Below are 13646 nucleotides of genomic sequence, written 5' to 3' on the forward strand. Positions count from 1 at the left end.
CAGATGAAATTAATTGCAGCAGCAGACAAAAACTGGGGAATCGGCAAAAATAACCAGCTGCTGGTTTCGATTCCGGAAGACATGAAATTTTTCCGCAGCACCACCATGAACGGCGTGGTTGTTATGGGACGCAGGACGCTGGACAGTTTTCCCGGCGGCCGGCCGCTTCCCCGGCGGGTCAATATCGTACTTACCGCACAGCAGAATTTTTCCAGAGAAGGTGTCATTGTAGTGCATTCCCTGGAAGAGCTGGACCGGGTGCTGGCAGGGTATGATTCGGACAGCATCTATATCATCGGAGGCGAAAGCGTTTACCGTCAGTTGAAGGACCGCTGCGATACCGCCTATGTCACACGGATTGACTACGCCTATGACGCGGATGCCTGGTTCCCGGACCTGGACGCGGATCCGGACTGGGAAGTGACAGCAGTCAGCGAGGAGCAGATCTATTTTGATCTGATCTATCATTTCTGCACTTATAAGAGGAAAGAAAAAGAAGCAGGCAGTCATGAGTAATTTTCTGTTCAGTATCAATACTACCTTTCCGATCTTTTTGGTTATGGTCCTGGGGTACTTCCTCCGCCGGATCGGAATGCTTAATGATAACTTTGTAACCGTATGCAATAAACTGAATTTCAAGGTCACGCTGCCGTTTCTGGTATTTCACGACCTGTCCAATGTCAACATACGGGCAGAATTTGACGCCAGATTCGTCCTGTTCTGCGCTGTTGCCACTTCGGCCGGGTTCTTCGGAGCCTGGATTCTGGGCAAACTATTTGTAAAAGATAAACACAGCATCGGCGCTTTCACCCAGGCCTCCTTCCGCAGCAGCGCGGCAGTCATGGGACTGGCGTTTATACAGAATATATACGGTGCTTCTGCAATGGGCGCGCTGATGATTGTCGGCGCGGTACCATTGTATAATATTTATTCGGTAATTGTTCTGACCATTGAGGGCGATGACCCGAATTTCAAAGAAGGCGATGGCAGGATCCGTCAGACATTCCTGAATATACTGAAGAATCCAATCATTATCGGTGTAGTTTTGGGAATTGTCTTCGGACTGATCAATAATCCGTTGCCCCAGCTGGTGAACTCCACAATCGCGACAGTGGCCAAGACGGCGACCCCGCTGGCACTGATTGCGTTGGGAGCAGGCTTTGAAGGGCGGAAAGCTTTAAAGAAAATCAAGCCTACCATAGGCGCTTCTCTCTACAAGCTGGTGTTCCAGGCGGCAGTATTTGTTCCCATTGCCGCAGCCATGGGATTCCGCGGAGAGAAGATGGTTGCAATCATCATAATGCTTGCGGCGCCGGCGACCCCGAGCTGCTATATTATGGCGAAAAACATGTACAACGACGGCACGTTAACGGCGAGCATCGTTGTGGCGACTACGCTGATTGCGTCTGTGACGCTGACGGCGTGGATTTTCCTGGCAAAAACACTGGGACTGATCTAAGTATCACAGCAGACAGGTTCCGGAGAAATGTTCCGTACCGGGATGTGACGGATTCCGGTACAGGACAGAAATGATTTTACGTCTTTGCAGAAAGGACTCAGCTATGGATATTACAGGAAAGAAATTATTTGTAAAAGCCCTGCGGGAAGAAGGGGTGGATACGTTATTCGCCTATCCCGGAGGCATGGTGACGAATCTTTTGGACGAACTGCACCGGACCGGTGAAGACATCCGCCTCATTCTGCCGCGGCACGAACAGGCCCTGGCCCATGAAGCAGAAGGATACGCGCGGGAGACCGGCAAACCGGGCGTCTGTCTGGTAACCAGCGGCCCCGGCGCAACCAATACGGTGACCGCGATTACCGACGCGTTTTATGACAGCGTCCCCCTGGTGGTATTTACCGGCCAGGTGCCCCTGAATCTGATCGGCAACGATTCCTTCCAGGAAGTGGATATTGTGGGAATGACCCGCGGCGTCACCAAATACAGCGTAACCGTCCGCGACCGGGAAAAACTGGGAACCATTATCAAAATGGCCTTCCAGATTGCCACATCCGGCAAACCGGGACCGGTGCTGATCGATTTTCCGAATAACATTCAGATGGCCTACGGCCCGTCGGAATATCCGGATCACGTGGATATCCGCGGATACAAGCCCAACACCAGCGTCCATATCGGACAGCTGAAGCGGGCCTATCGTCTGCTGAAAGTGGCGGCCCGTCCGATTATTCTGGCCGGCGGCGGCGTCAATCTGTCCGGCGCGCAGAAAGAACTGGAAGAATTTTCCGAAAAGACCCACATTCCGATTGTTACTACCGTTATGGGCAAGGGGGCCGTGCGCTGGGATCATCCCTATTATGTGGGAAACAGCGGCATGCACGGCCGGTATGCGGCCAATATTGCGGTCAGCAGGGCGGATGTGCTGTTTTCCGTCGGCTGCCGTTTCAGTGACCGGATTACCGGAGACCTGAATGAATTTTCCCCGAAGGCCAAGATCATTCACATCGATATCGATCCGGCGGCGATTTCCCGAAATGTGGCCGTGGACGTGCCGATTGTGGGTGACGCGAAGGCGGCGCTGGCGCAGCTGAATGAATGGGCTGACGAAAAAGATACCACCGAGTGGATGAAGCAGATCGCGGCCTGGGAAAAGGAACACCCTCTGGAGATGCGCAGAGATCTGGGAATGACGCCCCAGATGATCATGGAAGGCTGCAATCAGGTCTTTGACGGTGAGACGACTTTTGTCACGGATGTGGGACAGCACCAGATGTTTGCCGCGCAGTATATCAATACCGATGACAAAACGAAGTTTTTCACTTCCGGCGGATTGGGCGTGATGGGATACGGGTTCCCGGCAGCCCTGGGATGCAAACTGGCCCATCCGGAGCGGGATGTGGTCTGCATTACCGGCGACGGCGGATTCCAGATGAATATGCAGGAAATGGCCACCGCCATGATTTATCATATCCCGGTGGTAGTGGTATTGCTGAACAACCACTATCTGGGCATGGTACAGCAGATGCAGCATTATTTCTACGGCAAGCGGTACTCCCTGACCTGTCTGCGCAAGGATGAGAACTGTCCTTATGACTGCAAAGGAGAGGGAAAACAGTGCCCGGAGAACTACTACCCGAACTTTGTGAAATGGGCAGAGTCCTACGAAGCCCATGCCATCCGCGTCACAAAGGAAGAGGAGATTCTTCCGGCCCTGCAGCAGGCAAAGGCAAATACCGACGCACCTACCGTGATTGAATTTATCATTTCTTCAGAGAACCGCGTGCTGCCCATGGTCAAAGGCGGCAATCCGATGACAGAAATGATTCTGGAAAATTAAGGAGGCGGAAGTGGTGAATAACGAAATGAAAGAACGCTGGATCGCGTTATATGTGGAAAACGAAGTCGGTGTGCTGGCCAAAGTTTCCGGACTTTTTTCCGGCAAGGCCTACAATTTAAGAAGTCTGACCGTAGGCACGACAGAACATGAGGATGTGTCACGGATGACCATCAGTTCCACCTGCGATGATATTACGTTTGAACAGATCAAAAAACAGCTGAACCGTATGGTGGAAGTCATCAAAGTCATGGATCTGACGGATACGCCGATCCACATGAAAGAACTGATGTATGCCCGGGTCAAGAAAATGGATGAAGCCGGCAAGGCTGAAGTGTTCCGCATTGCGCAGGTGTTCGGGGTCCGTGTCATTGACATCGGGGAAGACAGTGTCCTGATGGAATGCACTTTGACGGAGCACCGCAACAACGAGCTGATCCGTCTGCTGAAGGACCGGTTCCTGGCAGTGGAAATCGTCAGAGGCGGATCCGTGGCCATTGAATCCATCAGCACATCCTGCAGATAGTGCCTCAGGCGCGGCCTGCGGATATATACAGACAGAAGAAGCAGATAGAAATGGAAGGAAGTAACTGTATAATGAAAAAAAAGAATATTGACTGGGAGAATCTGGACTTTGGCTATCGTCAGACGGATTACCGTTACGTAGCCAACTATAAAAACGGCGCATGGGACGGCGGAGCACTGATTACAGATCCGAATATTGTCATGAGCGAATGCGCCGGTGTCCTGCAGTATGCACAGACCTGTTTTGAAGGCCTGAAAGCATATGAAACCGTGGATCACAGAACCGTGGTATTCCGCCCGGACCTGAATGAGAAACGGCTCCATGATTCTGCGGTCAGACTGGAGATGCCGCCGCTTCCGGAAGGACAGTTTCGGGAAGCAGTCCGCGAAGTGGTAAAAGCCAACGAGGAATTCGTGCCGCCCTACGGTACGGGTGCGACCCTGTATATCCGGCCGTATATGTTCGGCATCAGCCCGGTCATCGGTGTGAAGCCGGCAGAGGAGTATCAGTTCCGTGTATTTACCACACCGGTCGGCCCCTATTTCAAAGGCGGGGTAAAACCGCTGACCATCAAAGTGTCGGACTATGACCGCGCGGCACCGCACGGGACTGGCCACATCAAGGCGGGACTGAACTATGCCATGAGCCTGTATCCCATTGTGACAGCCCATGAGGAGGGCTTTGCCGAAAATATGTATCTGGACAGCGCCACACGCACCAATGTGGAGGAAACCGGCGGCGCGAACTTCCTCTTTGTCAAAAAAGACGGCACAATTGTCACCCCGAAATCCGACAGTATCCTTCCTTCGATTACCAGACGTTCTCTGACTTATATCGCGGAGCATATCCTGGGAATGAAAGTGGAGCAGAGAACCGTGCCTTTTGCGGAAGTGGAAGAGTTTGCGGAGTGCGGTCTGTGCGGCACCGCAGCGGTAATTTCCCCGGTAGGAAAAATCAACGACCACGGCAGGGAAATCTGCTTCCCAAGCGGCATGGAAGAGATGGGTCCGGTCTGCAGCAAACTGCGCCAGACACTGATTGATATCCAGGAAGGCGTCATCGAAGGACCGGAAGGCTGGGTCGTAGAGATCTGATCCGATGACGGGAATCCGGAGTCCGGTTCCGGCAGAAAAAGGATACAACAGGGGGAGAACCGAATATGAGTGAAATAAAATCCATTATGGATTATGATACCGTATCTCTGGATGAAGAGAATCTGGCAGTGGTGATTATCGATCAGACGAAGCTGCCGGGCAGCATAGAGATGCTGTCGCTGAAAACGGCGCAGGAGATCTGGGATGCCATCTATCTGCTTCAGGTTCGCGGCGCGCCGGCCATCGGCGTGGCGGCCGCCTATGGAATCTATGTGCTGGCAGCGCGGATTGCCACAGATGACTATGAGCAGTTCTGCAGGGAATTCCGGAAACAGAAGGATTATCTGAATTCCTCCCGCCCCACGGCAGTGAACCTGTCCTGGGCGCTGAATCGGATGGAACAGGTGGTAGTGCGGAACAGCAGCCGTACAGTGGCGGAAATCAAAGAACTGCTGCGCAGAGAATCCAGGGCCATTCAGGAAGAGGATATCCGCGTGTGCCGGGCCATCGGAGAAAACGGCCTGACACTGGTAAAACCCGGCGACGGGATCCTGACACACTGCAACGCCGGAAAACTGGCCACCAGCAAATACGGGACTGCCACCGCCCCGATTTATCTGGGGCAGGAGCGGGGCTACCAGTTCCGGGTATATGCGGACGAAACCAGACCCCTGCTGCAGGGGGCGCGGCTGACCGCCTTTGAACTGTATGCCTCCGGCGTGGATGTGACGCTGATCTGCGACAACATGTCCGCTTCTGTGATGCAGAAAGGCCTGGTAGACGCGGTATTTGTGGGATGTGACCGGGTGGCGGCCAATGGGGACACCGCCAATAAAATCGGCACATCTGTGGTGGCTGCTGTGGCCAGACAGTATGGGGTGCCGGTATACATCGCGGCGCCTACATCCACCATTGATCTGGATACGCCCACAGGCGCGGAAATCAGGATCGAAGAGCGCAGGCCGGAGGAAGTCACGGAGATGTGGTACCGGACGCGCATGGCACCCGAGGGAATTAAAGTATACAATCCGGCCTTTGATGTGACCGATCACAGTCTGATCGCCGGGATTGTAACAGAAAACGGAATCGCCAGACCTCCTTACAGCGAATCGCTGCGGGAGATGTGCGAAAAAAACAGAAAGTAGAGGAATCTGTTATGGCAGAAAAAGAAACGACATGCGCAGGCGCGTCTTCCTGCTCGAAAGAAAGCTGTGAAGGCTGTCCCAGCGCGGCAGGGGCAGCGCCGGAGAGCCTGCTGGAACAGCTGAATGCATACTCTTCCGTAAAGAAAGTCATCGCGGTAGTCAGCGGCAAAGGCGGCGTGGGCAAATCCTTTGTCACCGCTTCTCTGGCATCCGCCATGCGGAAAAAGGGCTATGCGGTGGGTATCCTGGACGCGGATATTACAGGTCCTTCCATCCCGAAAATGTACGGCCTGCACGGACCGGCCACCGGAAGCGACATGGGTATCTTCCCGGCAGAAACCGCAGACGGCATCCGTGTCATGTCTGTGAACCTGCTGCTGGAGGATGAGGAAGCGCCGGTGGTCTGGCGCGGTCCGGTGATCTCGGGCACCGTCAAGCAGTTCTGGTCCGATGTGGTCTGGGGCGATCTGGACTACCTGTTTGTGGATATGCCGCCGGGTACCGGCGACGTTCCGCTGACGGTCTTTCAGTCCCTGCCGGTTGACGGCATTGTCATCGTCACCTCCCCGCAGGAACTGGTGGGCATGATTGTGAAAAAGGCCTACCATATGGCACAGATGATGAATGTTCCGGTTCTGGGCATCGTGGAGAACTTCAGCTGGCTGAAATGCCCGGACTGCGGGAAGCAGATCCGGGTCTTCGGTGAAAGCCATGTGGAGGAAGCCGCTGCCGAGATCCATGTGCCAGTGCTGGCGAAGCTGCCCATCGAACCTTCCTATGCGGAGAAGGCGGATGCCGGTCAGTTCGATCAGGTAGAAAACCCCTATCTGGCGCAGGCGGCAGACGCACTGGAAAAGGAATAAAAGAATAACGGGAAAAACCCCGCTTTTCATAAGTCCCCTCCTTACCGGGTGTCCGGTAAAGAGGGGACTTATCATTTCCAGGGGTCTGGAAAAGCGGGGTTTTTCTGGATGCTGCCGGAAACGGAGCAGAACAGTTAAAATGGGGTACTGCAGGAAACGAGCAGAATGCTCAGATTTGCATGCCGGTTTTGACAGATTTTTCTTTTGCTTTGTAAGAACGGACTGCCCGGGGAAGAATGATAAAGGATACGCCGTACATGATGGCAGCCATCAGGCAGGCGGCGGCCACGTCAATCACGGAGTGCTGTTTGATGAACATGGTGGAAAGAACAATAAGGAGCATCAGCACCAAGGATCCGGCTTTGATCTTCCGGCGGTTCTTCAGCAGCGGACTGACACACAGGGTGATATGCATGCCGATTGCGTTATATACATGCAGGCTGGGCAGTACATTCGTAGGCGTGTCGGTACGGTACATGGCCTGTACCAGCGCTGTGCAGAAATTCTCCCGTGGGAAGACTTGGGGCCGGAGATTGAGACCGTTCGGATACAGACTGGATATAATAAGGAAAATTGTCATTCCAGTCAGAAGATACATTCCCATTTTCCAGCAGGTGGGTCCATCTTTGATGGCAATGAATACCGCGATGACACCCACATAGCCGAACCAGGCATAATAGGGGAGAACGAAGTATTCACAGAATGGGATCCGGTCATCCAGCGCGGTGTGGATGACATGATAATTGGTGGTAATGGCAGATTCCAGATATGCGAACCAGGGCGCGTAGATAAAGATATAAAGGCCCAGGAGAAACTGCTTGTGGTTTTTTAAGAATTCTTTTACTTTTGGCATGATTCTAATCCTCTTTAAACTATCCCAAAATGCGATTATAACACAGGTGCTTTCTGATGTACAGCTATGCAAAATGACAAGGTTCGGTAGCAGGAATGTTAAAAAACTGTAATAAAGTTTTGGATAATCTATGCTATAATACAACCTATGCAATAAAACGTCGCAGGAAACAGGCTGCTTGACAGGCAGCAGTCGACGGGCAGAGCCGCCGATTGGAGTGGAGGAGTTTATGAAAGATGTAGACATTATTGATTTTGACCGATTCGGGGGGAGAAGGTACGGCGGTGGCCGCGGCAGAAAAAATGTATGGATTTTGATTGTCATTCTGATTGCTGCTGTTGTGTATTTTGGGGGCAGCATTTATTTCAACCGGCATTTCATGCCGAATACCAGGGTAAACGGACATAAGGTTTCCTTTGAGACAGCAGCAGGCACGGAAAAAAAGCTTGCCAGGGAGATTTCCGATTATACACTGACCATTCAGGAACGCGGCGGCAAGACAGAGAAGATCCGGGGATCTGAGGTAGGCGTCAAGGCGGATTTCGGAAACAAAGTATCTGACGCGGTCCGGCAGCAGAAGGGGTTCACCTGGATTGTGACTGCCTGGAAACAGAAAGACATCACATTGACGGATCTGGCAGAATATGACGAAGACGAGCTGGAGACAGCCGTGGAGAAACTGGACTGCGCAGACAGCGGCAATATGACCAAATCCAGAAACGCGACGATTTCCGCCAAACAGACCAACGGAAAATTCACCATTGTAGATGCGGTATACGGAACCGAGCTGGATACCGACAGTCTGCAGAAGGCAGTGAGCAAGGCGGTTGGATCCTTGGAGGACACACTGAACTTGTCGAAGGCAGGAGTTTATCAGGATCCGGAATATACAAAAGATTCCAAAGAAGTCAAAGCAGCTCTGGATACTGTACAGAAGATGACGGATATGACCGTGACTTATGACATGGGAGATGCTGATCCGGTGGTCTGTGACGGAACCAGGATCCGCTCCTGGCTGAAAATAGACAAAGACATGAATGTGTCGGTCAGCAGCAGCAAAATCAATGCCTTTGTCAAGGCATTCGCGAAAAAATACAACACGGCTTATTCCTACCGCAAGTTCAGGACTGCGGACGGCCGTACCATCACTACGGCCGGAGGCCCCTACGGATGGATGCTGGATCAGAGCGCGGAGGCAGACGCGTTACTTAAGGAAGTAAAGGCCGGCAAAGATGTTTCCAGAAAACCGAACTGGAAGCAGACGGCGGTGAGCCACAAGTCGCCGGATTATGGCACGACTTACGCGGAAGTGGATATCGCAAATCAGAGAATGTACTATTTTGTAAACGGCAGCCAGGTGATGTCGTCCGATGTGGTAACCGGCGACGTTACCAAGGGACGCGGCACGCCTCAGGGTGTATTCAGTGTGATGTACAAGCAGCGCAACGGGACCCTGGTAGGAGAAAATTACTCCAGTCCGGTGGATTACTGGATGCCTTTTGACGCCAACGTAGGCTTCCATGACGCACGGTGGAGAAGCTCCTTCGGCGGCAGCATTTATCAGGGGGACGGTTCCCACGGATGCGTCAACATGCCGAAATGGGCCGCAGCCAAACTGTATTCCACGATAAAGAAAGACTGCCCGGTGATTGTGCATGCCTGAGGCTGCCGGAAGACCGGACAGAGACCAGCGCCTGCAGGCGGCAGGACAGAAATGACAGCCTGCAGATGGCAGGAAATAAAGTAAACGGAGAGTAGATAATGAAGGCTTGGGAACAGAATGTCAGAAAAGTGATTCCGTATACACCGGGGGAACAGCCGAAGATTGCGGACATCATCAAATTAAATACCAATGAAAACCCGTACGCTCCGGCGCCGGGCGTACTGGATGCGATTCGCGGCACGTCAGAAGACAGCCTGCGGCGGTATCCGGACCCGTCCGCCCAGGTGCTGACAGACGCGATCGCGGAAGAATACGGGGTGGAGCCCTCCCAGGTGTTTGTCGGAGTGGGATCGGATGATGTGATCGCAATGTCATTCCTGACTTTTTTTAACAGCGACCGTCCGATTCTCTTTCCGGATATCACCTATTCGTTTTATGACGTATGGGCGGATGTATTCCGGATTCCCTATGAGACCCAGCCACTGGATGAGGCCTTTCGGATCCGGAAGGAGGATTACTGCAGACCGAACGGCGGAATCATCTTCCCCAACCCCAATGCGCCTACCGGCGTGGAAGAATCGCTGGAAATGATAGAAGAAATCGTGGCATCCAACCCGGATTCCGTTGTGATCATTGATGAAGCATACGTGGATTTCGGCGCCCGGTCCGCGCTGCCGCTGATTCACAAGTATGACAACCTCCTGGTCGTGCAGACCTTTTCCAAGTCCCGCTCCCTGGCAGGCATGCGAATCGGATTTGCCTTCGGAGACGAGGGGCTGATCCGGTATCTGAATGATGTCAAATTCTCCTTCAATTCCTATACCATGAACCAGACCGCCCTCAGAGCCGGTGTGGCATCCCTGAAGGACCGGGGGTATTTCAACAAGACCCGGGAGAAGATCTGCGCGACCCGGGAACGCACAAAACAGCGCCTGGCAGAACTGGGCTTTTCCTTCCCGGATTCCAGAAGCAACTTTATCTTTGCCATGCACAATACGGTGCCTGCCAAAGAATTATTTGACATGCTTCGCGCGCATCGGATTATCGTGCGCTATTTCCCGAAACCGAGAATCGACAACTATCTGCGGATTACCATAGGAACCGACGCGCAGATGAACGAGATGCTGCGGGTACTGACGGAGTACCTGGCAGAGCGGGTCTGAAAGATTTTGTGAGCTGTCCGTGGGGGCAGCTCTTTTTGATTGAAAAAGAATCTACGCCAGGTTACTAATATTATTTTCTCGTAATTTCAAAAAAATAATGCTATAATCGGAGTATATTGATATGAGGGGGAAAGTTAATGAAAAAGAGGAAACAAATATTAGTTTTGGCTGGAGTATTCCTGTGTATTGGATGCATTAGTGCTTGTGGTAGTAGCAATAAAACTGAAATTAGCAGTTCATCTTCATCTGTGAATGCGAGCTCCACTTCAGCGACTAAAGAAAAAGATAAGTATGCAGATGATTCTTTCATGAAATCGCTTGAAAAGGGGTTAGAAAATCGATGGAATCTAAGTGAAGCAATCAAAGAGGATGCACCAGTTTCAGAGCAGGCTGCAAATTTTAAAAAGTGTGTTTCAGCTGAATATGATCCATTGATTAAATACGAAAATGCAACTTTTGAGAATCAGAAACTTGGGGAATATGCTAAGGAATACATTGACACAATCAAAAAGACAAGAGAAATAGAGGATACTTATGGAAGTGATAGCTGGTCCATGAAGTATAATAATGGAATATATCAATTTCGAGTTGCTGCATTATATAAAATTAATAAGATTAAGCCATTAAAAATATCGGATAAGTATCAAACGATATTTAAGTCCATGTTAAGTGAAGGAGAAACGTCAGTATTTGCAAGCGGTATTTTAAAAAAGACCAAATTTAAACTGAAAGACGAATCATATGGACAGAAAACATACGCTGCGGTAGTGGAAAATACATCATCTAATACATTTGATTATTTTTCGATTGTGGTTAAACTTAAGGATAAGGATGGTGTTGTTGTTGACACGCAAGAACCCAATACAAGCAAATGGACACCAGGCACAAAAACAAGATTTGAGTTTACTACTGACAAGAAGTTTAAAACGATTTCATTAGAGTATGCGGAATGGTCATAATATCGGTATGTATTAGAGATGTTTTTGAGTGTGCCAGGTCATCGAGGAGGTGCTTGGCAAGTAAAGCTTCTTTGGCGAAACCTTCCGCTTTGTAATTTAAGGATTTTGTGAAGGTCTTGATAAAGGAGCCGTTAAATGAAAAATGTACCATACAGTTGCCCTGTTTTATGCAAGAATTATATGCATGGAACAGGGCGGTGTTATGTAATGGGAGTGTTTTTATAAGTATGGAGTATAATACATTGCATTGATATAAAAATACGATAAAAACTGGAAGATATTTTGTACTTAAAAACGCAATTATATAATTCTGGTTATGTGTATATTTTGCTATACAATGAAAAGAATTGCGTATATGGAAAAATATTGTGAATAAATATGAAAAAAGTCTGGAGTTCTTGACAGGACTGGGGATTGTATATAAAATAAAACAAGACATGTATACATGATATGGATTGGGATGCGGAAAGCCCGGAACTGCTTTCCGGCAGAGAAATCATAGATTGAAAGGGAACAGAATGGACACAGTTAGTTTAAAAGCACTGGCCAAGATCAACCTTGGCCTGGACGTAGTCGGTGAGCGGGAGGACGGCTATCACGAAGTACGTATGGTGATGCAGTCGATTCACTTATATGACCGGGTGGAGATCAGACGCACCAGATCTCCGCAGATTAAGGTAGAGACGAATTTGTACTATCTGCCGGTGGATGAGGATAATCTGGTATACAAAGCAGCAAAATACATGAAAGAGGCCTTTGATATTAAGGAAGGCGTGCGCATCACTCTCCAGAAGTTTATTCCCGTGGCTGCGGGTCTGGCCGGCGGCAGCTCTGACGCGGCAGCCGTGCTGGTAGGCATGAATAAGCTTTTCAAACTGGGCGCCCGACAGGAGCAGCTGATGGAGATCGGCGCGCGGATCGGCGCGGATGTGCCGTTCTGCGTAATGCGGGGAACCGTGCTGGCAGAGGGAATCGGCGAGAAGCTGACCCCCCTGTCCCAGATGCCCCGCTATCCGATCCTGATCGCCAAGCCGGGGATTTCAGTATCTACCAAGACGGTATATGACAACTTAAAACTCAGCGAAGGGATGCACCATCCGGATATCGACGGCCTGATTGCCGCTATTGAGTCCAGGGATCTGGATCAGATCGCCGGCAAGATGGAGAATATTCTGGAAACGGTGACAGTTCCCAGGTATCCGGTCATCAATGAAATTAAAAAAGTGATGCTGGACCACGGCGCCCGCATCGCGATGATGAGCGGCAGCGGTCCGTCCGTATTCGGCATTTTCCCGAATGAAAAGGAGATTCGCAAGGCATACGAGGCCCTGAAGGCGTGCGATTTCGTCAAGAACCTCTATACTTCTGAGATCCATAACAACCGTCGATAATTATGGGAGGAAAACAGTTATGACAGATGATCTGCAGTTAGAAATGGACACATATCAGCCCCTCAGAAATGTAGTGTTTCAGACGCTGCGCACAGCGATTCTGAAGGGAGATTTAAAACCGGGCGAACGCCTGATGGAGCTTCAGCTGGCAGCGAAGCTGGGCGTATCCAGGACCCCGATCCGTGAAGCGATCCGTATGCTGGAGCAGGAAGGCCTGGCCAAGACCGTTCCGAGAAAAGGGGCCCATGTAGCCAAAATGACCGAAAAAGACATGGAAGATGTACTGGAAATCCGGCTGGCGCTGGAAGAACTGGCCGTCAGCTCCGCCTGCGATAAATTTACCGGCGAGCAGCTGGCAGAGTTAAAGACAGCCATGGAAGATTTTGAAAAGAAGACAGAGTTTGATGATATCAAGGCTATTGCAGAAGCAGATGTGGCTTTCCACGATGTGATTTACAAAGCGGCGGACAATCCGAAACTGATTTCCCTTCTGAACAATCTGAGGGAACAGATTTACCGCTACCGGGTGGAATATCTGAAAGACAAATCCAGTTTCCCGCAGCTGATCAAAGAGCATCATGAGATGTATGAGGCACTGGTGGAAAAAGACAAAGAAGCGGTAATCGGCTATCTGATCGAACATCTCACCAATCAGAGCAATGCGGTAAAACAGATTATCAAGGAGCAGGAGTAGCG

The 13646-nt window shown here is 50.8% G+C and carries 13 protein-coding genes; 12 read left to right on the plus strand and 1 reads right to left on the minus strand.

From position 1 onward, the window contains the following. Nucleotides 1-3: 3 nt before the first annotated feature. The 7 genes from CXIVA_RS08365 (at nucleotide 4) to CXIVA_RS08395 (ending at nucleotide 6921) form a co-directional block, all read left to right on the plus strand. The gene (locus CXIVA_RS08365) at nucleotides 4-516 is read left to right on the plus strand and encodes a dihydrofolate reductase (protein WP_013977579.1); all 513 of its coding nucleotides are present in this window, start codon (nucleotides 4-6) and stop codon (nucleotides 514-516) included. Continuing rightward, nucleotides 509-1459, plus strand: coding sequence for an AEC family transporter (locus tag CXIVA_RS08370; protein WP_013977580.1), 951 nt, complete (start codon nucleotides 509-511; stop codon nucleotides 1457-1459). Before CXIVA_RS08365 ends, CXIVA_RS08370 begins: the two co-directional genes overlap by 8 nt. A 103-nt stretch (nucleotides 1460-1562) precedes the next feature. Further along, nucleotides 1563-3296, plus strand: a complete 1734-nt coding sequence (gene ilvB, locus CXIVA_RS08375; protein ID WP_013977581.1) for a biosynthetic-type acetolactate synthase large subunit — start codon at nucleotides 1563-1565, stop codon at nucleotides 3294-3296. A gap of 25 nt (nucleotides 3297-3321) precedes the next feature. Next, the gene (gene ilvN, locus CXIVA_RS08380; RefSeq protein WP_041728821.1) at nucleotides 3322-3819 is read left to right on the plus strand and encodes an acetolactate synthase small subunit; all 498 of its coding nucleotides are present in this window, start codon (nucleotides 3322-3324) and stop codon (nucleotides 3817-3819) included. 50 nt (nucleotides 3820-3869) lie between these two features. Continuing rightward, nucleotides 3870-4913, plus strand: a complete 1044-nt coding sequence (locus CXIVA_RS08385) for a branched-chain amino acid aminotransferase (RefSeq protein ID WP_083834996.1) — start codon at nucleotides 3870-3872, stop codon at nucleotides 4911-4913. 65 nt (nucleotides 4914-4978) lie between these two features. Next, a complete protein-coding gene (gene mtnA / locus CXIVA_RS08390) occupies nucleotides 4979-6058 on the plus strand; it encodes an S-methyl-5-thioribose-1-phosphate isomerase (RefSeq protein ID WP_013977584.1) in 1080 nt (359 codons plus the stop codon). Nucleotides 6059-6069: 11 nt separating this feature from the next. Next, a complete protein-coding gene (locus tag CXIVA_RS08395; protein ID WP_013977585.1) occupies nucleotides 6070-6921 on the plus strand; it encodes an Mrp/NBP35 family ATP-binding protein in 852 nt (283 codons plus the stop codon). Between the two features lie 169 nt (nucleotides 6922-7090). On the opposite strand, the gene CXIVA_RS08400 is transcribed toward CXIVA_RS08395, so the two are convergent. Further along, entirely contained in the window at nucleotides 7091-7774 is a 684-nt protein-coding gene (locus CXIVA_RS08400; protein ID WP_013977586.1) for a phosphatase PAP2 family protein, read from the minus strand. A 229-nt stretch (nucleotides 7775-8003) separates the two neighbouring features. Between CXIVA_RS08400 and CXIVA_RS08405 the strand changes: the two genes are divergently transcribed. The 5 genes from CXIVA_RS08405 to CXIVA_RS08425 all read left to right on the plus strand — a co-directional run bounded on the left by CXIVA_RS08405 (nucleotide 8004) and on the right by CXIVA_RS08425 (nucleotide 13644). Continuing rightward, the gene (locus CXIVA_RS08405) at nucleotides 8004-9437 is read left to right on the plus strand and encodes a L,D-transpeptidase family protein (protein WP_013977587.1); all 1434 of its coding nucleotides are present in this window, start codon (nucleotides 8004-8006) and stop codon (nucleotides 9435-9437) included. Nucleotides 9438-9535: 98 nt separating this feature from the next. Beyond that, nucleotides 9536-10600 carry a histidinol-phosphate transaminase gene (gene hisC / locus CXIVA_RS08410; RefSeq protein WP_013977588.1) on the plus strand — a complete coding sequence of 355 codons (1065 nt, stop codon included), beginning with the start codon at nucleotides 9536-9538 and terminating at the stop codon, nucleotides 10598-10600. 137 nt (nucleotides 10601-10737) lie between these two features. Next, complete coding sequence (locus tag CXIVA_RS08415; RefSeq protein WP_013977589.1) at nucleotides 10738-11559, plus strand: FxLYD domain-containing protein; 822 nt, start codon at nucleotides 10738-10740, stop codon at nucleotides 11557-11559. A 518-nt stretch (nucleotides 11560-12077) separates the two neighbouring features. Then, entirely contained in the window at nucleotides 12078-12950 is an 873-nt protein-coding gene (gene ispE, locus CXIVA_RS08420; protein ID WP_013977590.1) for a 4-(cytidine 5'-diphospho)-2-C-methyl-D-erythritol kinase, read from the plus strand. Nucleotides 12951-12969: 19 nt separating this feature from the next. Continuing rightward, complete coding sequence (locus tag CXIVA_RS08425) at nucleotides 12970-13644, plus strand: GntR family transcriptional regulator (RefSeq protein ID WP_013977591.1); 675 nt, start codon at nucleotides 12970-12972, stop codon at nucleotides 13642-13644. Nucleotides 13645-13646: the final 2 nt, after the last annotated feature.

It is taken from the genome of Clostridium sp. SY8519, assembly GCF_000270305.1.
Classification (GTDB): Bacteria; Bacillota; Clostridia; order Lachnospirales; family Lachnospiraceae; genus SY8519.